Here is a 24,514-nt window from a genome sequence, read left to right on the forward strand (position 1 = left end):
CAAGGCATCGTATAGCGGGCGCCGAACGCGTGTCGATCATGCGGACCGGCCGGGACCCTGTCCGGGCGGGCATCGGCGCTGGTCGCTGCTATATTCACGCGACACGGCGCACCCCTGCCGGGTGGTCGGCGACGTGCGGTCCCGCAACGGACGGAGGACGATGACCCCTGAGCGGCGCCCGGTCACGCGGGAGGAACTCGAGAAAGCCGCCCGGGGGCGGAGCAGGGTCGAAGACGTCGCCACGTCGGACCCCGACCTCACCGGCGCCTGGCTGCCCCGCCTCGAGGCGGACTTCCTCGACGCCTCCGGGGCGGACCTGTCCGGGGCCAACCTCTCCGGCGCCCACCTCACGGACTGCGACTTCGTCGGGGCCCGGTGCGGCCGGGCGGGGTTCAGCGGAGCCACGCTCTTCCAGTGCCGGTTCGAGAACGCCACCGGCGACGGCGTCTCCTTCTTCGGCGCGCAGTCCACGATGAGCCGGTGGCGGCGGGCCGACCTTCCCCGCGCGTCCTTCCAGCAGGCGCTGCTGTCCCACGCCGACTTCCGGGAGGCCCGCCTGGAGGAGGCGGCGTTCGACCTGGCGAGGGGTGAGGAGGCGACCTTCCGCGGCGCCCGGCTCGCCCGCGCGTCGTTCCGGGGCGCCGGGCTGCCGGGGGCGGACTTCCGCGGGGCCGACCTGCGGGAGGCGGACTTCAGCCTCGCCGACCTCACCGGCGCCGACTTCACCGGGACTCTGCTCGACGGGGCGTTGTTCGGCGGTGCCGCCGTGGATTCCGCGCGTTTCGACGGGGACGGGCCCGTCGTCGAGCCGCGTCCGCCCGCCGTCGACCGTGCCTCCGCCGTACGGGAGTACCTGCGCCGCGCCGACGCCCGGCGGGCCGTCGAGCTCTACCGCCGCCGCCCGGGGAGCTGGGTGTGGGAGGCGCTGGACGGGCAGGGCCTGGACCGGGCCGCGACCGGGGAGCTGCTCCGGCTGCTGCTCGCCGACGACGCGCTGCTCGTGCTGCACCGCGCCTGCCGGGCCGCGGCGGACCTCGCCGGGCAGGAGGGCATGGCGCTCGACGTCGTCGGGGAACTGTCCGCGCTGCTGGCCTGCGGCACCGCGGTGCACGTGCCCGAGCACGGAGGCCAGACGCGCTTCACCATGGATCCCGGCGCCGAGGCCGCGTTCGCCCTGGGCCGTCTCATGCGTCACCCGGGCATCGGACCGGCCGCCGAGACGGCACTGCGCACGGGCCTGTACGGCAAGGCGGTCGTGACGGAGCGCTGCGCCGCCGGTCTGGTGGTGCACCTGGCGGGGGAGGGCCGGTGGGAGGAGATCGGCGAGATGCTCTCGTCCGACGGGCCGCGCGTCCGCAAGGGCGTCGTCCTCGGTCTCGAACGGCGTCTCGCCGACGCGGGACAGGCCGCGAAGGACGCGCAGACGAGGACGCCGCCGCCGCAGGACGTGCGCTCCGCCTTCGCGCTGCTGGAGGAGCTGTGCGCGCACTCCGACCCCAAGATCGCCGCGCTCGCCCGGACGCGCAGACGGTCCGTCGACTGGATCCGCCGGTACTTCACCGGCTTCGACGGCCCGTAGGCCGCGGGCCCGCCTCGGCTTCAGGACCCGCTCGTCCGGCTCACCCGGCTCCGGGGCCTACTCGTCCGGCTCGCCGACCGGTTCGAGCACGAAGACCGGGATCTGGCGGTCGGTCCTGCGCTGGTAGTCGGCGTAGTCCGGATAGGCCTCCACCGCCCGGCGCCACCAGAGGGCCTTCTCGTCGCCGGACACCTCGCGTGCCCGGTAGGTCCCGGTCACCGTACCGTCCTGGAGCTCGACGACCGGCCCGGCGACCAGGCCGGCGTACCACTGCGGGTTGACGGGCGCGCCGCCCATGGACGCCACGGCCGCGTAGCGCCCCTCGTGCTCGACGCGCATCACCGGCGTCTTGCGGACCTTGCCGGTCTTGGCGCCCCGGTAGGTCATCAGCACGACGGGCCGGTCCTTGATCGTGACGCCGTCGGTCGTGCCGGTGCGGAGGATCTGCTCGACCTGCTCGCGGACCCACCCCAGCGCGCTCGGCTCATAGTCATCTGTCGACATCAGGCCATGGTCGGCAGCGCGCGGCGATCGCGCAACCGGGGCGGGCCGGCGGGCGGGCGAGGTACGGGCGCGCCTGGTGTCCACGTTGCCGGTCAGGGCGTTGAGGATGCCCGGCAGCTCGGCCACCGTCTCGGCGGGCAGGCCGGTCACGGTCTCCTCCGCCAGGTCGCACCACAGCTGCTTGACCTGCTCGGCCAGCGCTCTGCCGCTGTCGGTGAGCTCGACGATGCTGGCGCGCTTGTCGGAGGGCGCGGGCCTGCGGCTGATGTGGCCGGTGGCTTCGAGCTTGCGGGTCATGAGCGTGACGCTGGGCGGCTCGCAGCCCAGCGCCTCGCTGAGCTGGGCCTGGATCATCGGGCCGGTCCGGTCGAGTTCGAGCAGGAGCACCTCCTGACCCGGGTGCAGGCCGAGCGGGGCCAGCAGCGTCGCGGCCCTGGCCCGGTGGCGCAGGCTCAGCAGGCGGATGGCCTGGTTGAGGGCGTCGGCCGATTCGAAGTCCATGGCTCTCCTTGACAGATTAGTTATGCGGATAACATTATGCGCATAACGTTATCCGAATAACTAATCCTATACCGGGGGAACCGGCATGACGATGAGAGTCTCAGTCATCCACTACGGCGGGCCGCGGAGGGGGAAGCAGAGGGGGGAGTCGTGACAGGCGCCGGCACCGCGACGCGGCGGGGCGCGCCGTATACCGGCTCCGCATGGATGATCATGGCGCTGGCGTGCGCCTGCCAGTTCATGGTCATCCTGGACGCGTCCATCATCAACGTCGCCCTTCCCTCGATCCGGCGGGACCTCGGCTTCACGCCCACCGCCCTGCCCTGGGTGGTGAACGGCTATCTGCTCACCTTCGCCGGGTTCATGCTGCTGGGCGGCCGCGCCGCCGACCTGTTCGGCCACCGCCGGATGCTGGTCGCCGGGCTGTCGCTGTTCTCCGCCTCGAGCCTGGCCGCCGGTCTGGCGACCACTCCGGAGATCCTGGTGGCCTCCCGCCTCGCGCAGGGCCTGGGGGCCGCCATGCTGGCCCCCGCGACGCTGGCCGTGATCAACACCGGCTTCCCCGAGGAGCGCGCGCGTGCCCGGGCGTTCGGCGCGTGGTCCGCCGCGGGCGGGGTGGGCGGGATGGCCGGCGCGGTCGCGGGCGGCGCCATCACGACCGGCCTGTCGTGGCGGTGGGTCTTCCTCGTCAACGTGCCGATCGGCGCCGTGCTGATCGCCATGGCCGTGATGTCGCTGGCCGGCACGCGGACCGGCCGGCGGGAACCGCTCGACCTCGCCGGCGCGGTCACGGGTACGGCGGGGCTGGCCGCGCTGGTCTACGGGGTCATGCAGAGCGCCGATCACGGCTGGGCCTCCCCGCCGGTCGCCGGGCCGGTCGTGGCGGGCCTGCTCCTGCTCGCCGCCTTCGTCGTGGTGGAGGCGCGTTTCGCGGCTCATCCGATGATGCCGCCGCGGTTGTTCGGGATCCGCGGGGTGGCCGTCGGCAACGGCATGCTGCTGCTGTTCGGCGCGACCGCCATGGCGATGTGGTACTTCACGTCGCTGTTCCTGCAGAACGTCCTCGGCTATGACGCGCTGCAGACCGGCCTCGGGCAGACGCCCGCGGCGGTGACGTTCGTGGTGGTCGCGCGCCTGGCGGCCGCGCTGCTGCCGCGGGCCGGGGTGCGCCCCCTGGTGATGGCCGGCTGCGGCTGCTTCGTGGCCGGGTTCGGCTGGCTCGCCCAGGCCGGCGCCGGCAGCGGCTACCTCACCGGCGTGCTCGGGCCCACCCTGCTCGTCGCGGCCGGCATCGGGCTGACCTTCCCCACCCTCATGGCCGCGGCGACCGCCGGCGTTCCCGGGGGCGACGCGGGGACCGTCGGCGGCCTGGCCAACACCGCCAACCAGGTGGGCGGGTCGATCGGCCTGGCGGTGCTCGCGTCGGCCGCCGGTGCCAGGGCCGCGGCGGAGGCCGAGGCGAGCTCTCCGGCCGCCCTCGCCGCAGGCTACGACCTGGTCTTCCTCATGGCGGCCGGGCTCGGCCTGGCCATCGCGGCGGTCAGCCTGCTGCTGCCGCGGCCGGCCGCGGGTGACTCGGACGCAGCGGCGCCGCGGACACCGGACTGAGCGGCGCCCCGGATCCCGGAATCCGCCGACCGCGGGACTTTCCGGGACACTGGACGCGATGACCCATCCGAAGGGAGAGCATGAACTCACGTTCCGAGGCGGGCAGCCGCCTGACCGCCCTGGGCACACAGTTGCTCGAAGTGCACATCTGGCTCCGCGAGATGCTGGAGGACCTCCGGGACGGCATCGACGACTACTTCGACGGCAGGGGACTCCCGCCACGGGACCTGCGCGCCCACTGCCTGTCCTTCTGCACGGCGTTGACGCGCCACCACACTGGCGAGGACAGGGGCGCCTTCCCGCTGATCGCCGAGGAGTTCCCCGAGCTGCGCAAGGTGCTCTCCGACCTGCGCACGGACCACAACCAGCTGGACTGGCTGCTGGGGAACCTGCAGAAACTCCTCGACTCCCTCCCGGAGGAACCGGACCCGGCCACCGCCGCCAAGGTGCGCGAGGAGGTGGACGCGCTGTCGGCGATCATGCAGACGCACTTCATCTACGAGGAGAAGAAGCTGATCTCCGTCCTCAACTCGATGGACGTGCCCGAGTGGCGCGAGAACCGGCCCGCCTTCCTGCTGATCGACGACGAGGACTGATCGACGGAGAGGACGGACCCGGTGAGGAGGGGATCGACGGCGGGGGCGTGATCTAGGCCCGGCCGACGATGGTGCCGGCGCGGTCGATGACCACCACGTCGACCGCGACCGGCGCCCCGCGCAGCACGGACTCGGCGGTACGGCGGGCCCGCTCGGCGACCAGGTCCCCCAGGGGCAGGCCCTCCTCCTGGCACAGGCGCAGCGCGTGCAGCGCCGTGTTGGCGGCCAGCACCCGCCCGGCCAGGGCCTCGTCGCCGCCCGCGGCGCGGGCGAGTTCGGCGAGCAGGGCCGGGTTGACCTGGGAGCGTCCCGAGTGCAGGTCGAGGTGCCCGTCGGCGAGCTTGGACAGCTTGCCGACGCCCCCGGCGATCGTCAGCCGCGGCACGGGATGCCTGCGCAGGTACTTCAGCACCGCCCCCGCGAAGTCGCCCATGTCGAGCAGCGCGTCCTCCGGCAGGCCGTACAGCTCGGCGGCGACCTTCTCGGAGGTGCTGCCGGTGCACCCGGCGACGTGGGCGTACCCGGCCGCGCGGGCCACGTCGATCCCGCGCCGGATGCTGTCGATCCAGGCCGAGCAGGAGTAGGGCACCACGACGCCGGTCGTGCCGAGGATCGACAGCCCGCCCAGGATGCCCAGCCTCGGGTTCCAGGTCTTCCGGGCCAGCTCCTCGCCGCGCTCCACGGAGATCTCCACGACCACGTCGCCCGTGCCGCCGTGCCGGGCGGCCACCTCGGCGACGTGCTCGCGCATCATCCGCCGGGGGACGGGGTTGATCGCGGGCTCGCCCACCTCCAGCGGCAGGCCCGGCTTGGTGACGGTGCCGACGCCGGGTCCCGCGACGAACACCACGCCGGTGCCGGGGGCGCCGTGCCGTACGGTCGAGGAGATCAGCGCGCCGTGCGTCACGTCGGGGTCGTCGCCCGCGTCCTTGACCACCGAGGCCGTCGCCGCACCGTCCGCGAGACCCTCCCGGGCCAGGGCGAACGCCGGGCGCTGCCCCTTCGGCAGCGTGATCTCCACCGGGTCGGGGAAGTCGCCGGTCAGCAGCGCCGTGTAGGCGGCGGCGGTCGCCGCCGTCGCGCACGCTCCGGTGGTCCACCCGTGACGCAGGGGCGCGCTCACGGCTCGCGCACCGGCCGGTACGGTGTCCCGGTGCCGCGGGACGGCCGGGCGGTCGCCCCGGCGCAGGAGGTCCCCGGCGCGACGGACGGCGGGGCCTGGGCGCCCCGCGGAGCGAGAGGCGGAGGGGTGACGGCGTGCTGAACGTGCTCGTGCTGGGCGGCACCGACGAGGCCAGGCGGCTGGCCGCCGCACTGGCCGGGCGGGAGGGGACGCACGTGGTGTCCTCGCTGGCCGGACGGGTGCGCGATCCGAAGCTGCCGGTGGGCGAGGTGCGCGAGGGCGGCTTCGGCGGCCCGGACGGGCTGGCCGCCTGGCTGGCCGAACGCGGGATCGACGTCGTGGTGGACGCGACGCACCCGTTCGCCGCCCGGATGACCGCCTCGGCGGTCGAGGCGGCCGGCCGGGCCGGGCTGCCGCTGCTGATCCTGCGGCGGCCCGGCTGGAGTCCGGGTCCCGGCGACGACTGGCGGCAGGTGCCGTCCCTGCACGCCGCGGCCGAGCTGCTGCCCGCTGTGGGGAAGCGGGTCTTCCTGACCACCGGCCGCCGCAGCCTGCCGGTCTTCGCGGGCCTGGCGGACCTGTGGTTCCTGGCCCGCTCGGTGGACCCGCCCGAGGGCCCGATGCCGCCCCGGGCACAGGTGCTGCTCAGCCGCGGCCCGTTCACCGTCGAGGGCGAGCTGGCCCTGATGTGCGAGCACCGCATCGACGTGGTGGTCACCAAGGACAGCGGCGGCGAGATGACCACGGCCAAGCTCCACGCCGCCCGCGAGCTCGGCCTGCCGGTCGTGGTCGTACGGCGCCCGCCCGCGCCGGACGGCGTGCCCGCGGTCCAGAGCGTCCAGGAGGCCCTCGCCTGGCTGGAGACCGTCGCTCATGCCGGATAGCGCCGGGGGGTGAAGACCACCCGGCGGCCGTCGCCCCGGTCGGCCACCCGGGTGGTCGACGACCCGATCAGCAGCAGGCAGCGCATGTCCACCGCGGCGGGGTCGAGCTCGGCGAGAGTGGTCACCGTCATGCTCTCCCTCGCCCCGCCGACGTCGCGGCCGATGATCACCGGGGTCTGCGGCGAGCGGTGCTCCAGCAGCAGGTCACGGGCCGCGGCCACCTGCCAGGTCCGGCTCTTCGAGGCCGGGTTGTAGATCGCCAGCACCAGGTCGGCCCGGGCCGCCGCGCTGATCCGCCCGGCCACCACGTCCCACGGCTTGAGCAGGTCCGACAGCGACAGCACGCAGTAGTCGTGGCCGAGCGGCGCCCCGGCCCGGCTGGCCACCGCGTGCGCCGCGGTCAGGCCCGGCAGCACCCGTACCGGCACGCCGGAGAACCGGGGCTCGCAGGCCACCTCCAGCACCGCGCTGGCCATCGCGAACACCCCCGGGTCGCCCGAGGAGACGACCGCCACCCGGGATCCGGCCATCGCCAGCTCCAGGGCGTGCGCGGCCCGCTCGGCCTCCACCCGGTTGTCGGTGGCGTGGCGGCGCTGGCGCGGGTTCGGCGGGATCCGGTCCAGGTAGGGGCCGTAGCCGACGAGCTCGTCGGCGGCGGCCAGCGCCTCCTGCGCCTCCGGGGTCAGCCACGGCCGTCCCGCCGGGCCCAGCCCGACCACCACGACCTCGCCGGTCCGCCCGGCGGCGTCCTCCCGCGCGGCCGTGCCCGGCTGCCCGGCCGTGTCCGCCCGCGTCGCCGTATCCGCATGACCGTTCCCGGCCGCCGCATCCGCCGGTGGGGGCAGCGCCGCGTTGACCGGGCTGGTGATCAGGGCCAGCGAGAAGTACGGCACGCTGTCCGGGTCGACCTCGGCGAGCGGGGCCAGGCGCTGGCCGCCGGTGGTGGCCCGCTCGACGTACCAGGCCTCGTCGAGGCGGCCCGCCTTCTCCAGCGCGTCGCGGACCTTGGTGAAGGTCCGGCCGAGCTTGAGGACCGCCGCTGAGTCGGTGGCGGCCAGCCGCTCGGCGAGCACCTCGGCGGGCAGGGTGCCGGGCAGGATCGTCAGCGTCTCGTCCCGCTCGACCAGCGGCCGCCCGAGGACCGCCGAGGCCCCGCTCACCGAGGTCACGCCGGGGACGACCTCGGTGACGTAGCGGTGCGACAGGCGCTTGTGCATGTGCATGTAGGACCCGTAGAACAGCGGGTCGCCCTCGCACAGCACCACCACGTCGCGCCCGGCGTCCAGGTGGGCGGCCAGCCGCAGCGCGCACTCGGCGTAGAAGTCGTCGATCGCCCCCTGGTAGCCCCCGGGGTGGTCGGTGGTCTCCGTGGTGAGCGGGTAGATGAGGGCCTCCTCGATCTGACCCTCCCGCAGGTACGGCGCCGCCACCGAGCGGGCGATGCTCCGGCCGTGCCGGGCGCTGTGGTAGGCGATCACGTCCGCCGCGCCGAGCAGCCGGGCGGCCTTGACGGTCACCAGCTCCGGATCACCGGGCCCGAGCCCCACCCCCCAGAGCCGTCCCGTCCGGCCCGCGGCGGGGCCCGGGGAGACGCAGGACTCGGGGGAGGCGGAGGCTTCCGGGGATACGGAGGCCTCGGGGGATGCGGCGTCCGGCGGGGTGGACCCCGTGGTCTGGTCGGTCATGCCGGTCACTCCTCCTCGCTGGCGATCGCGTTGACGGCGGCGGCGGTCATCGCGCTGCCACCGCGGCGGCCGTGCACGACCAGGTACTCCAGGCCCGCCGGGTGCTCGGCCAGGGCCTGCTTGGACTCGGCGGCGCCGATGAACCCGACCGGGACGCCCAGGACGGCGGCCGGCCGCCCCGCGCCCTCCTCGACCATCTCCAGCAGCCGGAACAGCGCGGTCGGCGCGTTGCCGATCGCGACCACCGAGCCCTCCAGCCGGTCCCGCCACAGCTCCAGGGCGGCGGCGCTGCGCGTGGTACCCAGTCTCCCGGCGAGCTCCGGCACGCGCGGGTCGCCGAGGGTGCACACGACGTCGTTGCCGGCGGGCAGACGGCGGCGGGTCACCCCGGAGGCGACCATCATCGCGTCGCACAGCACGGGGGCCCCGGCGTCCAGCGCGGCCCGCGCCGACGCCACGACACCGGGCGACCAGCCCAGGTCGGCGACCAGATCCACCATGCCGCAGGCGTGGATCATGCGGACCGCCACCCGGGCGACGTCCTCGGGCAGCCCGGCCAGGTCGGCCTCGGCGCGGATGGTGGCGAACGAACGGCGGTAGATCTCCGCGCCGTCGCGGACGTAGTCGATCACTTTTCCCCTCTGCCCGCCGCCACCGCGGCGGCGGTCTGTTCGATGTCCGCACAGGTCAGGCTCCGGCCGTCCAGGTCCACGCGGTAACCGTCGCCGGTCGCGACCACCTCCACGACCCGCCCCCTGGGGCGACCGCAGCGCCGCTCGCAGCCCGCCCAGTGCACCGGGAGCGTACCGCCCCCGGCCCCGGCCGTGTCCCGGCCCTCGCCCGCGGACCACTCCCCACGCCCGGACGGGGACTGCTCCCCGTTCCCGGAGGGGGCCTGTCCCTCGCTCCCGGGCGAGGGCTTCTCCCCGCGTCCAGAAGGGAGCGGCTCCCCGTTCCCGGGCGAGAGGGGCCCCTCGGGGGCGGAGCCGGAGGCGACGATGGCCGCGATGGCAGAGGCCGCGTCGGCCTGGACGTCGGCCAGGGACTTGGCGCAGCCCGGCCGGCCGGCGCAGGCGCTCACCCCTTCCCACGGGGATCCGGGGCCGGTCACCAGCCCGGCGCCGGAGAGCCCGGCGATCGCGGCCTCGGCCTCGGGACGGGTCAGGCCGGGCAGCACGACGCCCCGCCACGGCGTGAGCCGTACCTCGCCCGAGGCGGCGACGTCGGCGAGCACCTCCGCCTGGGCCGAGGTCAGCCGCCCGAGCGGCACCGTCACCCCGAGAGCGACGCGGCCGTCCCGGCCGGGAACGATCCCCGCGGGCCCCCGTACGGCGGGCCGGAGCCGTACCGGCTCCCCGGAGCGGAGGCCGAGGGCGGCGCGGACGCGGGCCGTCACCGCGGCGGGGCCACCGGGCAACTCCTTGATCCGCCAGGCGGTGATCCCCCGGGCGGCCAGGGGCTCCAGCTCCGCCAGGAACGCCTCGGCGACGGCGAGCAGGGCCTGCACCGCGGCGTCCATGGGCACGCGCAGGCCGCTGTCGGCGCCCGCGACGATCAGCGCGGCCTCCTCCGTGCCGACCGGCAGCAGCCCGGCGTCGGCCCCGAGCCCGGCGACGTCGCCCCGCCCGTCGTCCAGGGCGAACAGGAACCGCCCGGGGAGGGCCGCCAGGGCGGGACGGGCGCACAGCATCCGGTCCAGTTCGGCGGCCGGCGGGCCGACGTCCACCGCACTCGACCCGTCGCAGCCGGTCAGCGGGGAGGCCAGGATGTTGCGGACCTTCTCGTGGGTGGGAGAGGGCAGCAGCCCCGCCCGCGCCATCCGGTCCGCGAAACCGGACACCGTCCTGGACCCGGATGCCTGCCCCGAGGCGATCGCGACCGTCCTCGGCTCCGCCTCGGCGCCGGGGAAGACTCCCGCCGGTGCGGACGTGCGGGCCCCGGGCGCCGTCGTGCTTTCGGGGCCCGCCTGATCCGCGGAACCGGGCGTCGCCGCGCTTTCCGTCCCCGTTCCCGTTCCGCTCCCGGATTTCGTGTCTGCTCCGGCGCCGGTCCGGAGACCGCGCACCTGGACGTTGGCGCGCGAGGTCAGCTCGATGACGCCGGTGCCGTGCTCGGCGGCGGCGTGGGCGAGCTCGCGCAGCTGGGCGGCTGTCAGCCGGCCTCCGGGAACCCGGATCCGCGCCAGCCCGCCGTCGGCGGCGCTGTGCATCTGAAGGGCCCCGGGACACGCGTCGAGGCGCGATCGTCCGGAGAAGTCGGGAATGACCACGCAGAGGATGCTAACGCCAGTTTCCTGCGGAGATCGGACTGCCGTAGTCTCGTCGTCAGCGATGGCAGAGGGAGGAAGCCGGTGTGAATCCGGCGCGGTCCCGCCACTGTGACCGGGGAGCGAACCCCGCTCGTGCCACTGTCCGAAGACGGATGGGAAGGCCGGGGGGAGCGGCGATCCGGGAGCCAGGAGACTCCGGCCGTCGTGTCCGACGACGACCCGGGGCGAGGACCCCGAGGGAGGAAGCCCCCGTGTGCCCTTCGCCATGCCCCCGCCGCCCCGCGACGCCGCGGGGCCGTACCGCACGGGGCACCCCATCGCCCCGCCCCGCCGCCCGTCCGGCCTCGCACTCCGCCCCCCCGGCCGGGACGTCCGGCCTTGCACCCTTCCCTCCGGCCGGGGCGTACGGCCCGGTCCGCCGTCGCCGTGAACTCCCAGGGACGTGACGCATGATCCTGCTGCTGTCGACCTCCGACACCGACCTGCTCAGCGCCCGCGCCAGCGGGGCCGGTTACCGGCTGGGCAACCCCGCCCGGCTCTCCGCCGACGACCTTCCGCCCCTGCTGGAGGACGTCGAGCTGGTCGTGGTCCGGCTGCTGGGCGGCCGCCGGGCCTGGGAGGAGGGGCTGGACGCCCTGCTCGCCGGGCCACGGCCGGTGGTCGTGCTCGGCGGTGAGCAGATGCCCGACGCCGAGCTGATGGAGCTGTCCACGGTGCCCGGCGGTGTCTGTTCCGAGGCGCACGCCTACCTCGCCCACGGCGGCCCGGCCAACCTCGCCGAGCTCCACCGGTTCCTGTCCGACACCGTGCTGCTGACCGGCCACGGCTTCGCCGCCCCCGCGCCCACCCCCTCGTGGGGCGTGCTGGAGCGCGAGGCGCGCCGTACGGAGGGGCCGGTCGTCGGCGTCCTGTACTACCGGGCCCACCACGTCGCCGGGAACACCGCGTTCGTCGAGACCCTGTGCTCGGCGATCGAGGACGCGGGCGGGCGCGCGCTGCCGGTCCACTGCGCCTCCCTGCGCACGGCGGAGCCGGAGCTGCTGGAGACCCTGCGGCAGGCCGACGCCCTCGTGGTGACGGTGCTCGCGGCCGGGGGCACCCGCCCGGCGACCGCGTCGGCGGGCGGCGACGACGAGGCGTGGGACGTCGGGGCGCTGGCCGAGCTGGACGTGCCGATCCTGCAGGGCCTGTGCCTGACCAGCAGCCGCGCCGTGTGGGAGGCCAACGACGACGGCCTATCCCCGCTGGACGCCGCCACCCAGGTCGCGATCCCCGAGTTCGACGGCCGGATCATCACGGTGCCGTTCTCGTTCAAGGAGATCGACGCCGACGGGCTCACCGTCTACGCGGCCGACCCCGAGCGGGCCGCGCGGGTGGCCGGGATCGCGGTACGGCACGCCGTGCTGCGGCACGTCCCCGCGGCCGAGCGGCGGATCGTGCTGATGCTGTCGGCCTACCCCACCAAGCACTCGCGGGTCGGCAACGCCGTCGGCCTGGACACACCCGCGAGCCTGGTCAGGCTGCTGGCCGCGATGCGCGAGCACGGCTACGACATCGGCGCCGAGGACGAGCTGCCGGGCGTGACCGCGCAGGACGGCGACGCGCTGATCCACGCGCTGATCGCCGCGGGCGGGCAGGACCAGGAGTGGCTCACCGAGGAGCAGCTGGCCGCCAACCCGGTGCGCATCGCGGCGCGCGACTACGCCGCGTGGTACGGCACGCTCCCGCAGGACCTGAGGGAGGGGATCGAGCGGCACTGGGGCCCGCCGCCCGGCGAGCTGTTCGTGGACCGCTCGCGCGATCCCGGGGGCGAGATCGTGCTGGCGGCGCTGCGGGCCGGCAACGTCGTGGTGATGGTCCAGCCGCCGCGCGGCTTCGGCGAGAACCCGATCGCCATCTACCACGACCCCGACCTGCCGCCGAGCCACCACTATCTGGCCGCCTACCGCTGGCTGGCCGACGGGTTCGGCGCGCACGCCGTGGTGCACGTCGGCAAGCACGGCAACCTGGAGTGGCTGCCCGGCAAGTCCGCCGGCATGTCCGCCTCCTGCGGCCCGGACGCCGCGCTCGGCGACCTGCCGCTGATCTATCCGTTCCTGGTCAACGACCCGGGCGAGGGCACCCAGGCCAAGCGCCGCGCGCACGCCACGCTGGTGGACCACCTGGTCCCGCCGATGGCCCGCGCCGACACCTACGGGGACATGGCCCGGCTGGAGCAGCTCCTCGACGAGCACGCCTCCATCGCCGCCATGGACCCCGCCAAGCTCCCCGCGATCCGCGCCCAGATCTGGACCCTGATCCAGGCGGCCAGGCTCGACCACGACCTCGGCGTCGAGGACCGCCCCCACGAGGCCGAGTTCGACGACTTCCTGCTGCACCTGGACGGCTGGCTCTGCGAGGTCAAGGACGTCCAGATCCGCGACGGCCTGCACGTCCTCGGCGCGGCCCCGGAGGGCGGGACCCGCGTCGACCTGGTCCTCGCCATGCTCAGGGCCCGCCAGATGTGGGCCGGCGCCCAGGCGCTCCCCGGCCTGCGCGAGGCCCTCGGTCTGACCGAGGACGGTACGGCGGGCCGTACCGGAACCGACGAGGCCGAGACGCTGGCCCGCTCCCTCGTCGAGGCCATGGAGGCACACGCCTGGGACCCGGAAGCCGCCTCCGAGGTGACCGCGACCATCCTCGGCTCCGCCTCGGGTCGGGGTGAGGCGTCTGCCGGTGCGCAGGTACACGCCCCGGACGCCACCGGTGACGTCACTCCGACCTCGGACGGTTCCGCCTCCTACCTGGACGGTGTCGCCGCGATCTCGGACGGCTCCGACTCCCGCTCGGAGGGCGTCGCCGTGGTCTCGGACGGATCCACTCCGGATTCGCAGGCCGCTCCGGCTTCGGAGGACTCCGCCGGGCCTGGGGCGCAGCCGGGGTCCGGGGCGGAGCCGAGGTCCGGGGCGGAGCCGAGGTCTGGGGCGCAGCCGGGGTCCGGGGCGGAGCCGAGGGGGAGCGCGCCGGCGGGGCGGGAGCAGGTGGAGCGGATCCTGCGGTTCGCCGCCACCGAGATCGTGCCGCGGCTGGCGCGGACCACGGATGAGATCGGGGCGATCCTGCACGCGCTCGACGGTGGGTACGTGCCCGCGGGGCCGAGCGGTTCCCCGCTGCGCGGGCTGATCAACGTGCTGCCGACCGGGCGGAACTTCTACTCGGTCGACCCCAAGGCCGTGCCGAGCAGGCTGGCCTGGGAGACCGGGCAGGCCATGGCGGACTCGCTGCTGGAGCGCTACCGGGCCGACACGGGGGAGTGGCCCCGGTCCGTCGGGCTGTCGGTCTGGGGGACCAGCGCCATGCGCACCGCGGGTGACGACGTGGCCGAGGTGCTGGCGCTGCTCGGGGTCAGGCCCGTCTGGGACGAGGCCTCGCGGCGGGTGACCGGCCTGGACCCGATCCCGCTCGACGAGCTCGGCCGTCCCCGCATCGACGTCACGGTCCGCATCAGCGGGTTCTTCCGGGACGCGTTCCCGCACGTGGTGGCCATGCTCGACGACGCCGTACGGCTGGCCGCGGGCCTGGAGGAGCCCGAGGAGGACAACTACGTCCGGGCCCACGTGCTGGCCGACGCCGACCGGGGCGACCGGGCGGCCTTCCGGATCTTCGGGTCCCGTCCCGGGGCCTACGGCGCCGGTCTACTGCCGCTCATCGACAGCCGCAACTGGCGCGACGACGCCGACCTCGCCGAGGTCTACGCCGTCTGGGGCGGCTTCGCCTACGGCCGGGGCGTCGACGGCGTCGCGGCGCGCGAGGACATGGAGACGGCCTACCGGCGCATCGCGGTGGCGGCCAAGAACGTCGACACGCGCGAGCACGACATCGCCGACTCCGACGACTACTTCCAGTACCACGGCGGCATGGTCGCCACCGTGCGCGCCCTCACCGGCCGGGCCCCGGCCGCCTACATCGGCGACAGCACCCGTCCCGACGCCGTGCGCACCCGTACCCTCTCGGAGGAGACCTCCCGGATCTTCCGCGCCCGGGTGGTGAACCCGCGCTGGCTGGCCGCCATGCGCCGGCACGGCTACAAGGGCGCCTTCGAGCTGGCCGCCACCGTCGACTACCTGTTCGGCTACGACGCCACCACGGGCGTCGTCGCCGGGTGGATGTACGACAAGCTCGCCGAGACCTACGTCCTGGACCCGGAGAACCAGGCCTTCCTGGCCGAGTCCAACCCGTGGGCGCTGCACGGCATCGCCGAGCGCCTGCTGGAGGCCGCCGACCGGGGGATGTGGGAGCACCCCGATCCGGAGATCCTCGCCGGTCTGCAGGAGGTCTATCTCAAGGCCGAGGGGGATCTGGAGGACGGTCGGGGATGATCCGGGCCGGGGATCGGGACGCCGGTCCCCGGCTTCAGTCTGGGCCCCGGTGGAACCCCGCCCGGATGGCCGCCTGCTCTGTGCGGAACAGATGGGTGGCGCTCAGCGGGTCGACGGAGTAGCCCCGCTGCCCGGCCACGCTGTAGGTGTAGCTCGCCGCGAACTTTGTCGCGACGACCGGCGGACGGCCGCAGACGACGAAGTACAGCGGCCACCTCGCCATGGGTGCCAGGAGCGGGGTGAAGGCGGTGACCGCGAGGACGGCGCCCACGGCGGCCAGCGCCTGGGCCGGTGCGGACAGGGTGGGGAACGGGCCGATCGTCCTCATCACGAGCAGGGCCGGCAGCGCGAGGAGGAACTCCAGCAGCAGGAAGATCCCGTACGTGATACCGAAGGCCATGGAGTTGCGGAACCCGAAGAACGCGATCCACAGCAGGTAGCACAGCAGCGGGAAGATGAACAGGAACCCGGCCATCCATCCGGTCACCTGCCAGAACGACGCGGTGTGCATGGTTGTCTCCTTCCGCCGTCCGGCAGACCGTACGGCGGGCGGGAGGCGGGCGCCTGAGTCGGATCACCTGGTCCGGCTGCTCATCCGCGCTCGGGATCCGTGCCGTTCGTCCGCGTCCAGGACCTTCGGGATCCGTTCCGTTCGTCCGCGTTCAGAACCCTGCCGTCCGTCCGGGTTCCGGGCCCGCGCCGCCCGGCCGGGGCCGGAACCGCGTGGGCGGCCCCCGTCATGACCGCGACGCCACGGGCTCCGGCTTCCCGGCCGGGGCGGAGGGCTCCTCGTCGATCAGGGTGTTCTCGTCGAACGGGGCGTCGCCGGACAGGACCTCGGCCGCGCGTTCGCGGTCGAACTCGCCGGTCCACGTGCCGACCAGGACGGTGGCGACCGCGTTGCCGGCGAAGTTGGTCAGCGCGCGGGCCTCGGACATGAAGCGGTCGATGCCGACGATGAGGCCGACGCCGTCGACGAGGTCGGGCCGGTGGGACTGCAGGCCGCCGGCGAGGGTCGCCAGGCCCGCCCCGGTGACCCCGGCCGCCCCCTTCGAAGCGATGATCATGAAGACGAGCAGGGAGATCTGCTCGGCCAGGGACAGCGGCGCGCCGGTGGCGCTGGCGATGAACAGGGTCGCCATCGTGAGGTAGATGGCGGTGCCGTCCAGGTTGAAGGAGTAGCCGGTCGGGACCGTGATGCCCACGACCGGGCGGCTGACCCCCAGGTGCTCCATCTTGGCGATCAGGCGCGGCAGCGCCGACTCCGAGGAGGAGGTGGACAGGATCAGCAGGAACTCGCGGCCCAGATAGCGCAGCAGGGACAGCAGGTTGACCCGGGCGACCAGCCAGAGCAGCGGGCCGAGCACGCCCAGCACGAACGCCAGGCAGGTGATGTAGAAGGCGATCATGATCGTGCCGAGGCTCTTGAGCGCGTCCACTCCGGTGGCGCCGACCACGGCCGCGATGGCGCCGAAGGCGCCCACCGGGGCCGCCCACATGATCATGGCCAGGATGCGGAAGACGAGGCGCTCGATGTGGCGGATGCCGCGCAGGATCGGGGTGGCCTGCTCGCCCATGGCCTGCAGGGCGAACCCGGTGAGCAGGGCCACCAGGAGGGTCTGCAGAACCTGGCCCTCGGTGAAGGCCGACACCAGGGTGGTCGGGATGATCCCGAGCAGGAAGGTGACCGTGTCGCTCTCGCCGCCCTTGGCCGCCTCGGTCTTGGCGGCCTGGCGCAGCTCGTCGGTCAGGACCAGGCCCTGGCCGGGGTCGATCAGGTTGCCCACGACCAGGCCGATGGCCAGCGCGACCGTGGACATGGCGATGAAGTACCCGAGCGCCAGGCCGCCGACCCGGCCGACCTTCGCCGCCTGGGTGACCGAGCCGACGCCGAGCACGATGGTGCAGAAGATGATCGGGCTGATCATCATCTTGATGAGGTCGACGAAGGCCGTGCCGAGCGGTTTCAGAGCGATGCCCACGTCGGGGGCCATGAGACCGACGACGATTCCGGCGACCACCGCGACGATCACCGCGATGTAGAGATATTTGGTCCTGTCCTGCCTGGTGGTGCTCATCAGGGCTCCCGCCTCGGTGATAATCCGTTCGAGCGACTATCTGCCCAGGCTGTGACCCTCGTCACTATTGCGTACATTTCGGTCGTGAGCGAAAAGAAGGAGTCCCGGCGCGGACGGGGCTGGAGCCTGGCCCGCCAGATGCTGGTGCTGCAGATGGTGGTGGTCGGCGTGACCGTGGCGGGCGGCACGCTGCTGACGTTCCTGCAGGCCCGCGAACTGCTGGTAGAGGAGGCGACCCGCGTGGCCAGGGCCGTCACCGTCAGCGTGGCCGACTCCCCGTCGGTCCCGGCCTCCCTCGGCGATCCCGCGGCGCTGCAGCCGTTCGCCGAGCGGGTCAGGCGGGAGACCGGGGTCGACTTCGTCACGATCATGAGCCCGGACGGGCTGCGCTACACCCATCCCAACCCGGCCGAGATCGGCCGCCGGTTCCTCGGCACGACCGGGCCCGCGCTACGGGGTGAGGTCTTCACCGAGACCTACACCGGGACCCTGGGCCCGTCCGTCCGCGCCGTCGCCCCCGTGTTCGACTCCGGCGGCCGGGTCCGCGCCCTGGTCAGCTCGGGCATCACCGTCGACAGGATCGGCGCCAGGCTGCGCGGGCAGGCGGTCGGGGCCGTCGCCATCGGACTGCTCGGCCTGGCCGTCGGCGTCGCGGGCTCCTTCCTGGTCGGCGCGCGGTTGCGCAGGCAGACGCGGGGGATGGGCCCGGCGGAGCTCAGCCGGATGTACGAGTACCACGACGCGATCCTGCACGCCGTACGGGAGGGACTGCTGCTGGTCGACGACGCCGGCCGGGTGACGCTGTGCAACGACGGCGCCCGCGACCTGCTGGGCCTGCGCGACGACGCCGAGGGCAGGCCCGTCGGCGAGCTGGATCTGCCGTCCTCGCTCGCCGAGACGCTGCTGGCCCGGGAGAGCAGGACCGACGAGATCCACCTGACCGACGAGCGGGTGCTCGTGGTGAACGTGGCCGTGGTCCGCTCGGGCGGGCGCTCGCAGGGCACCGTGGTCACTCTGCGCGACCACACCGAGCTGCAGTCCCTGGCCGGCCAGCTCGACGCCGAGCGCGGCTTCGCCGAGTCCCTGCGCGCCGCCGCGCACGAGTCGGCCAACCGGCTGCACACCGTGATCACCCTGGTCGAGCTGGGCCGGATCGAGCAGGCGGTGGCCTTCGGGACCGCCGAGCTCAGGGCGGCGCAGCAGCTGACCGACCGGGTGGTGGGCGCGGTGCGCGAGCCCGTGGTGGCCGCGCTGCTGCTGGGCAAGAGCGCCGAGGCCGCCGAGCGCGGGGTGGAGCTGACGATCAGTCCTGACACCGAGCTGGACGTCACCGGCCTCGACGAGCGGGACCTGGTGACGATCCTGGGCAACCTGATGGACAACGCGATCGACGCGGCCGCCTCGGGTGCCGCCCCGGCGCGGGTACAGGTCGGCCTGCGCGCCGACGGGACGACCTTCGTGGTCAGCGTGGGCGACAGCGGTCCAGGGCTGGCCCCGGGGGTGGCCGGTGAGGCGTTCCGGCGGGGCTGGAGCACCAAGGGCGACGGCCGGGGCCTGGGCCTGGCCATGGTGGGTCAGGCGGTGCGCCGTCTGGACGGCACGATCGAGGTCGGCGACGGCCCGGGTGCGGTCTTCACCGTACGGCTGCCGCTGAGGGAGCGGAGCGCTGGATAATCTCCTACGACCGCCGGAGGAGAGGGACACGACATGATCTCCGTGCTGATCGTCGAGGACGAGGAGATCACCGCCGAGGCGAACCGGCTCTACGTGGAGCGGGTGGCCGGCTTCCGGGTCGCGGGGGTGGCCAGGTCGGGCGGCGAGGCGCTGCGGTTCCTGCGGCGTGAGCCGGTGGACCTCATCCTGCTGGACTTCTATCTGCCCGACATGCACGGCCTGGAGGTGTGCCGCGCCCTGCGGGCGGGCGGCGTGCCGTCCGACATCATCGCGATCACCTCCGCCCGCGACCTGGCGATGGTGCGCTCGGCGGTCTCCGCCGGCGTCGTGCAGTATCTCCTCAAGCCGTTCACCTTCGCCTCCTTCAGCGAGAAGCTCACCGGCTACGCGCGCTTCCGCGCGTCGTCGGGCGAGGCGATCGGCCAGGGCGAGGTGGACCGGGCCCTGGCCGAGCTGCGCGGGCCCGGCGGCGGCGACCTCCCCAAGGGGATGACCGCGGTCACCCTGGAAGCCGTGGCCGAGGAGCTGCGCCGCTTCCCCGAAGGACGCTCGGCGCAGCTGGTCGGCGAGGCGATCGGCGTCTCCCGGGTCACGGCCCGCCGCTATCTGGAGCACCTCGTGGAGACCGGCGCCGTCCGCAAGGTGCCGCGTTACGGCGGGGTGGGCCGGCCGGAGTCGCTCTACCGGATCACCTGACGCCCGCCGGGGGTGCGGCCCGCCATCCGCCGGCGGGCGGGCCATACCCCCGGGACGGTTCCGGGGACGGGGCGGGGCTCAGTCGAGCTCGGCGCGGCCCACCCGCCAGTAGCCCATGAACGCCACCGACCTGCGGTCGACCCCTGCCTCCTGCACCAGGAGACGGCGCAGGAGCTTGACCATCCCGGCCTCGCCGGCCAGCCAGGCGTAGAAGCCGTCACCCGGGCGGGAGACCGGCTCGGGCACCTCCCACAGGATCTCCGCGTCCACGTCGACGTCCTCCAGGGCGGCCGGCGCGCCGCCGGAGACGGCCAGCTCCCGCAGGGCCTCCCGTACGGCGGGCACCAGCAGGTCGCCGTGGCGGGCTCCCTCGCCGGTTCCCTCGCGCGGCAGCCAGGTGACCCGCACGCCCGGGGCCAGGTCGAGCGGGAGCGCGTCGCCCGCCTCGGGCACCTCCAGCAGGATCGTGGCCTGCGCGTCGGCGGGCAGGGCCTCGGCGATGGCGGCGATAGCGGGGACCGCGGTCTCGTCGCCGGCCAGCAGCATGTGGGTCGTCCCGGCGGGGGGAGCCCACTCCTGCCCGCCGGTCGGCCCGTCGAACGCCGCGTTGGGACCGATCACCACGGCGCGGTGGCCGGGGGCGGCGTAGGTCGCCCACCGGGAGGCGGGGCTGCTGTCGCCGTGGAGCACGAAGTCGACGTCCAGCTCCCCGGCGGGCTGCCGTACGGCGCGCACGGTGTAGGTGCGGATCGGGTTGCGCAGCGCCTCCGGGAGCATCCGCCAGCGCTGGTACCAGTCGGAACCCTGGCCGATCGGGCTGAAGGTGCCGTCGGGCAGCGGGAGGACGACCTTGATGCGCTGGTCGTTGCCCTTGTCCGCGAACAGGGTGAGGTCGTCGCCGGTGAAGGTGATCCTGACGAAGCTGGGGCTGAGCCGCCGGACGCGCAGGACGCGGACGTCGAAGGGACGGTAGGCGGAGATCTCCTCCGCCTGTTCCGCGGTCTGCTCGGTGGTCACGGTCATGGGCGCCGCTTTCGCTCGAAGGTACCTGCCAAGAGCAACTTAGCTTTGCCTAACCTTATTAATCAACTTCCGAGGGGGTCGGAGCGGCCTCGGAATCCCGCGGCGGGTACGGGTGCCGTCCCCGTCTGCGGTGCCTGCCGCCGGCCGACGGGCGCGGCTGCCACCGGGCGGCCAGGAAGGTCCAGCCCACGACCAGCGCCAGCAGCATCGTCAGCGGGGCGGGCTCCAGCAGGGGGAACGTCCCGTCCGAGTCGTACAGGACCAGGGACACCGAGTTGGCGGCGGGCGTGGGATCGACCTCGACCGGCTTGGGTCCGGAGGCGTTCGCGTCCTGCGGGGGGATCTGGTTGAGGGTCTCCTTGACCTTGCGGGGCAGCCCGTAGCCGACGATCTTCTCCCCGTCACGGGCCTTGCGCTTGAGCCAGACGCGGTCGACGTTCGCCTCGATGGTGTGGATCGTTCCACCCTCCACGCGCTCCACGACGCCCACATGGTCGATGCCCTTGATGTCCTTGCCGCCGGACCAGTCGAAGAAGACCAGCGCCCCGGGCTCCGGCACGTCCGACCAGGCGCCGTTGGTCTCGAACCAGCGGGCGTGGGAGGGCGTCCAGGCGAACTGGCCGACGTACTCCTGCACCCCGGCCCGCTCCGCGGCCCAGGCGATGAACATGTCGCACCACGGGGCCGAGCGGTACTGGGGGTCGCCGACCTCGGCGGAGTACCAGTGGCCGAACTTGGTGTGCTGTCCTGGGCGTTCGCGGTAGCCGAGCTCGGCCACCATGACCTTCAGCAGATCGTCACCGATCGGATCCACGGCTGCCCGTCACTCCGTTCACTCGCCCCCGCCCTCAGGTGAAGGTCACCATCCGATAACGCCGAACTGTATTCGCGTAAACCCGTATAAGTCGGGCGAATGGCTAATGAATGCCGGATTCGATGGATGAAGCGACATGAAACGGTCCATCGCTTACCATGCGCGTCGGTCTCCGGTTGAGGCCTATTAAGACAAGCGCTTGTTTGGTAGACAGTGGGCATGGCCGAGAACGCGCCCGACGTCTTCGCTCCCGCGAGGCTCGGGCCGATCACTTTACGAAACCGCCTGATCAAGGCCGCGACGTTCGAGGGCAGGACCCCGGAGGCGCTGGTCTCCGACGACCTGGTGGAGTTCCACCGGCAGATGGCCGCCGGAGGGGTCGGCATGACCACGGTGGCGTACTGCGCCGTCGCCCCGGAGGGCCGTACCCAGCGCAGGCAGATCTGGATGCGGCCCGAGGCCGTCGCGGGGCTGCGCCGCCTGGCCGATGCCGTACACGCCGAGGGCGCGGCCGTCTCCGCGCAGATCGGGCACGCCGGGCCGGTGGCGAACCCGGCCTCCAACCGGCTCCCCGCGCTGGGCCCGTCCCGGCGGTTCAACCCGCTGGGGATGACCATGACCCGCGCGGCGACACCTGACGACATCACCCGCGTCGTGCGGGCCCACGCCGACGCGGCGCGGCTGGCCGCCGAGTCGGGCTTCGACGCCGTCGAGGTCCACTTCGGGCACAACTATCTGGCCAGCGCGTTCCTCAGCCCCCGCCTCAACCGGCGCGACGACGCCTACGGCGGGAACCTGGCCGGCCGGGCCCGGATGGCCCGCGAGATCGCCCGCGCCGTACGGGAGGCCGTGGGCGGCCGGATCGCGATCCTCGCCAAGCTCAACATGGACGACGGGGTCCGCGGCGGCCTGGTGCCCGAGGAGAGCCTGCAGGTCGCGGCCTGGCTGGAGGAGGACGGCGGGCTCGACGCCATCGAGCTGACCGCGGGCAGCTCACTGCTCAACCCGATGTACCTGTTCCGGGGCGAGGCGCCGGTCAAGGAGTTCGCCGCGGTCTTCCCGCAGCCCCAGCGGCTGGGCGTGCGCCTGCTGGGCGGCCGTCTCCTGCGGGAGTATCCCTACAGGGAGGCATACCTCCTCGATCAGGCCCGCGCCTTCCGCGCCGCCCTGCGCACGCCGCTGGTCCTGCTCGGCGGGATCACCGGGATCACCGGGATGGAACTGGCCATGCGCGAGGGCTTCGAGTTCGCCGCGATGGGTCGGGCGCTGCTCATGGACCCCGATCTGCCGAACCGCGTCCGCGAGGACCGAGCCGTCGTCTCCGGCTGCACCCACTGCAACCGCTGCATGCCGACGACCTACCGCCGCACCCGCTGTGTCCTGGTCGAATAGTATTCACCGGGTATCACGTGACGGGGGCGGGTTCTCGATGTTCGACGACAAGACGCAGGAGACTCTGCGCCGCCTGCTGGACCTCGCCGAGCACCCCTCCACCTCGCAGGAGGAACGGACCCTCGCGATCGCCCGCGTCCGGGCCCTGATCATGGTCCCGGAGGACGACGCCCGCCGCGCGCCGGTGACCCCGGCGATGGAGGCGGGCCTGCTGCGCCGGATCGCGCCGCTGGCCCGGCGGGTCGACGAGGACCTGGTCGAGGAGGTCCACGGCGACCTGTACACCTTCAGCACCCGCTACCGGGTCATCGGCGAGGTCGCCGAGGAGATGGCCCACCTGCTGGAGCGCTGGAGCGCCGTCCCCGCCGCCAAACGCCACCGCCACGAGGAACCCGTCCGGGTCGCCGCCGCCAGGCTCGCCTACCTCCTCCAGCGCCGCGACCTGTTCCGCTCCTCCCGCTGGAACGGCCGCCCCCGCTAGGGGGTGTTCCCGGAGCGGTGAGCGGGTACGGCGGCGCACGCCGGGCCGCGGACCCGCCCCACGGGCGGGCAAACCCGGCCTCCCCTGAGCAAGCTCGGCCACCATGAGCACCCTGGCGTCGTGGACACCCTGATGCCATAGGTGGGCGCGGCTGCCGTAAGACGCGGCTCGGGTGGGCGACACCCGGCCCACCGCGAACGTGCCTCACGGGTGGACGGCACCCGCTTTACCGCGGACGTGCGCCTCACAGGTGGGTGACACCGGCCTGCCACGGGCCGTTGGCGGCGTGGGTGGCATTACGCCGGCTCGCGTGATACCTGCTTTGCCTTGCCGGGCCTTCGTGGCGGCCGCTGTGGGGGAGCGGGACGCAGGCGTCGTTTGAGCCCCTGTCGGCATGCGCAGTCGACGTCCGGGCATGGAAGCGCAGTGGGTCAGTCAGGTGGGTCCGCCAGGTGGATCCGCCAGCGGCTTCATCCGGGTCCAGCTGGCCCAGCCGCGCTCGCGCATCAGGTCCATGAGCCGCTTGGACCGTGGGTCGGACTCGAGGGCGAGTGCGTCCAGAAGTTCGAACGGCAGGTCGTCGTGCGTCATGTCGTCGAGGTCGGTCTCGCCGGAGGTCTGTGCCTGCTCGGCCAGGCCGGCGGCCATGACGTCGGCGATTTCCTCCAGACGCGGATCGTCGTCCGCGTCGCTTTCCGACATCTCCGACAGGATCCGATAGAGCCAGACGACTTGCGGGTCATGGAGCTGCGCGAATTTCTCGGGCATGATCTCGCGGATGTGATCGGGCCAGCGGGCCGCAAGCAGGATCCACCCGTCCCGCTCACCCTCCACCACCCGCTCCGCCACTCCGATCTCCCGGAGCCGGTCGAGATAGGAGACCACCTCCGGCGGGAGGACCAGACTGTCCCCGGAAGCGAGCTGCGCGATCTGCCTGCGGCTGGTCTCAAGCCGTTCGATCTCCTCGCGCAGGTGGCGGTCGATCCTCTGGACCGCCTCGGCGAAGGTCGACGCGTCGGCTTCGAGCATCCGGCCGATCTGGGACAGCGGCACGCCCGCGTTGGCGAGGGTGCGGATCTTGATGAGGGACACGACTGCCATTGCGCCGTACCGCCGGTAACCCGACTCGTCCCGCTCCGGCTCGGGCAGGAGCCCGATCTGGTGATAGTGCCGTACCGCCCGTACCGTGACGCCGGCATACGCCGCCAGTTGACCGATCGTCAGCATGCTCCGATCCTGCCTCCGATTC

General features: G+C 73.6%; 19 protein-coding genes and 1 riboswitch. Of the genes, 9 read left to right on the forward strand and 10 right to left on the reverse strand.

Annotated features, from left to right (window positions below; genetic code table 11):
* Positions 1 to 160 precede the first annotated feature (160 nt).
* Complete coding sequence (locus Psi01_RS19475) at positions 161 to 1,579, forward strand: pentapeptide repeat-containing protein (protein WP_204065464.1); 1,419 nt, start codon at positions 161 to 163, stop codon at positions 1,577 to 1,579.
* A 57-nt stretch (positions 1,580 to 1,636) separates the two neighbouring features.
* On the opposite strand, the gene Psi01_RS44410 is transcribed toward Psi01_RS19475, so the two are convergent.
* Positions 1,637 to 2,584, reverse strand: coding sequence for a nitroreductase/quinone reductase family protein (locus Psi01_RS44410; protein WP_204065465.1), 948 nt, complete (start codon positions 2,582 to 2,584; stop codon positions 1,637 to 1,639).
* A gap of 150 nt (positions 2,585 to 2,734) precedes the next feature.
* Here Psi01_RS44410 and Psi01_RS19485 point away from each other — a divergent pair, with 150 nt between their 5' ends.
* Entirely contained in the window at positions 2,735 to 4,192 is a 1,458-nt protein-coding gene (locus tag Psi01_RS19485; protein WP_204065466.1) for an MFS transporter, read from the forward strand.
* A gap of 80 nt (positions 4,193 to 4,272) precedes the next feature.
* Positions 4,273 to 4,788, forward strand: coding sequence for a hemerythrin domain-containing protein (locus Psi01_RS19490; protein WP_204065467.1), 516 nt, complete (start codon positions 4,273 to 4,275; stop codon positions 4,786 to 4,788).
* Positions 4,789 to 4,840: 52 nt separating this feature from the next.
* Here the strand turns inward: Psi01_RS19490 and Psi01_RS19495 are convergent, their stop codons facing one another.
* Positions 4,841 to 5,911, reverse strand: coding sequence for a cobalt-precorrin-5B (C(1))-methyltransferase (locus tag Psi01_RS19495; RefSeq protein ID WP_204065468.1), 1,071 nt, complete (start codon positions 5,909 to 5,911; stop codon positions 4,841 to 4,843).
* A gap of 137 nt (positions 5,912 to 6,048) precedes the next feature.
* Here Psi01_RS19495 and Psi01_RS19500 point away from each other — a divergent pair, with 137 nt between their 5' ends.
* Positions 6,049 to 6,795, forward strand: a complete 747-nt coding sequence (locus Psi01_RS19500; protein ID WP_204065628.1) for a cobalt-precorrin-6A reductase — start codon at positions 6,049 to 6,051, stop codon at positions 6,793 to 6,795.
* Here the strand turns inward: Psi01_RS19500 and Psi01_RS19505 are convergent.
* From Psi01_RS19505 to Psi01_RS19515, 3 genes are read right to left on the reverse strand one after another with little or no spacing between them, the layout of a single operon-like run.
* Positions 6,783 to 8,480 (reverse strand): precorrin-2 C(20)-methyltransferase, encoded by a 1,698-nt coding sequence (locus tag Psi01_RS19505; RefSeq protein ID WP_239127847.1) that lies wholly within the window; start codon positions 8,478 to 8,480, stop codon positions 6,783 to 6,785. The two genes, Psi01_RS19500 and Psi01_RS19505, sit on opposite strands and share 13 nt — an antisense overlap.
* Positions 8,481 to 8,485: 5 nt before the next feature.
* Positions 8,486 to 9,112 (reverse strand): precorrin-8X methylmutase, encoded by a 627-nt coding sequence (locus Psi01_RS19510; protein ID WP_204065469.1) that lies wholly within the window; start codon positions 9,110 to 9,112, stop codon positions 8,486 to 8,488.
* Entirely contained in the window at positions 9,109 to 10,749 is a 1,641-nt protein-coding gene (locus Psi01_RS19515; RefSeq protein WP_239127848.1) for a ferredoxin-like domain-containing protein, read from the reverse strand. The genes Psi01_RS19510 and Psi01_RS19515 overlap by 4 nt, the downstream gene beginning before the upstream one ends.
* A gap of 17 nt (positions 10,750 to 10,766) precedes the next feature.
* Positions 10,767 to 10,963: riboswitch (cobalamin riboswitch) on the forward strand.
* A 235-nt stretch (positions 10,964 to 11,198) separates the two neighbouring features.
* On the opposite strand from Psi01_RS19515, the gene Psi01_RS19525 reads away from it, so the two are divergent.
* Positions 11,199 to 15,107 (forward strand): cobaltochelatase subunit CobN, encoded by a 3,909-nt coding sequence (locus tag Psi01_RS19525; RefSeq protein WP_204065470.1) that lies wholly within the window; start codon positions 11,199 to 11,201, stop codon positions 15,105 to 15,107.
* A 34-nt stretch (positions 15,108 to 15,141) separates the two neighbouring features.
* Here the strand turns inward: Psi01_RS19525 and Psi01_RS19530 are convergent, their stop codons facing one another.
* Together Psi01_RS19530 and Psi01_RS19535 are read right to left on the reverse strand one after the other, a co-directional pair.
* Positions 15,142 to 15,618, reverse strand: a complete 477-nt coding sequence (locus tag Psi01_RS19530) for a hypothetical protein (protein WP_204065471.1) — start codon at positions 15,616 to 15,618, stop codon at positions 15,142 to 15,144.
* A gap of 226 nt (positions 15,619 to 15,844) precedes the next feature.
* Positions 15,845 to 17,185 (reverse strand): cation:dicarboxylate symporter family transporter, encoded by a 1,341-nt coding sequence (locus Psi01_RS19535; protein ID WP_204065472.1) that lies wholly within the window; start codon positions 17,183 to 17,185, stop codon positions 15,845 to 15,847.
* 84 nt (positions 17,186 to 17,269) lie between these two features.
* Here Psi01_RS19535 and Psi01_RS19540 point away from each other — a divergent pair, with 84 nt between their 5' ends.
* Entirely contained in the window at positions 17,270 to 18,859 is a 1,590-nt protein-coding gene (locus tag Psi01_RS19540) for a sensor histidine kinase (RefSeq protein ID WP_239127849.1), read from the forward strand.
* 33 nt (positions 18,860 to 18,892) lie between these two features.
* Positions 18,893 to 19,555, forward strand: coding sequence for a response regulator (locus Psi01_RS19545; protein WP_204065474.1), 663 nt, complete (start codon positions 18,893 to 18,895; stop codon positions 19,553 to 19,555).
* Positions 19,556 to 19,633: 78 nt separating this feature from the next.
* Here Psi01_RS19545 and Psi01_RS19550 read toward each other — a convergent pair whose 3' ends face one another.
* Both Psi01_RS19550 and Psi01_RS19555 read right to left on the reverse strand, forming a co-directional pair.
* Entirely contained in the window at positions 19,634 to 20,578 is a 945-nt protein-coding gene (locus Psi01_RS19550; protein ID WP_204065475.1) for a siderophore-interacting protein, read from the reverse strand.
* Between the two features lie 58 nt (positions 20,579 to 20,636).
* On the reverse strand, positions 20,637 to 21,392 hold the full coding sequence (locus Psi01_RS19555) for a CHAP domain-containing protein (protein WP_204065476.1): 756 nt from the start codon (positions 21,390 to 21,392) through the stop codon (positions 20,637 to 20,639).
* A 219-nt stretch (positions 21,393 to 21,611) separates the two neighbouring features.
* Between Psi01_RS19555 and Psi01_RS19560 the strand changes: the two genes are divergently transcribed.
* Together Psi01_RS19560 and Psi01_RS19565 are read left to right on the forward strand one after the other, a co-directional pair.
* Positions 21,612 to 22,784 carry an NADH:flavin oxidoreductase gene (locus Psi01_RS19560; protein ID WP_204065477.1) on the forward strand — a complete coding sequence of 391 codons (1,173 nt, stop codon included), beginning with the start codon at positions 21,612 to 21,614 and terminating at the stop codon, positions 22,782 to 22,784.
* 37 nt (positions 22,785 to 22,821) lie between these two features.
* Positions 22,822 to 23,265 (forward strand): hypothetical protein, encoded by a 444-nt coding sequence (locus Psi01_RS19565; protein ID WP_204065478.1) that lies wholly within the window; start codon positions 22,822 to 22,824, stop codon positions 23,263 to 23,265.
* Positions 23,266 to 23,700: 435 nt separating this feature from the next.
* On the opposite strand, the gene Psi01_RS19570 is transcribed toward Psi01_RS19565, so the two are convergent.
* Positions 23,701 to 24,492, reverse strand: coding sequence for a helix-turn-helix domain-containing protein (locus tag Psi01_RS19570; RefSeq protein WP_204065479.1), 792 nt, complete (start codon positions 24,490 to 24,492; stop codon positions 23,701 to 23,703).
* Positions 24,493 to 24,514 lie beyond the last annotated feature (22 nt).

The organism is Paraplanobispora siamensis (assembly GCF_016863175.1).
Taxonomy (GTDB): domain Bacteria; phylum Actinomycetota; class Actinomycetes; order Streptosporangiales; family Streptosporangiaceae; genus Planobispora; species Planobispora siamensis.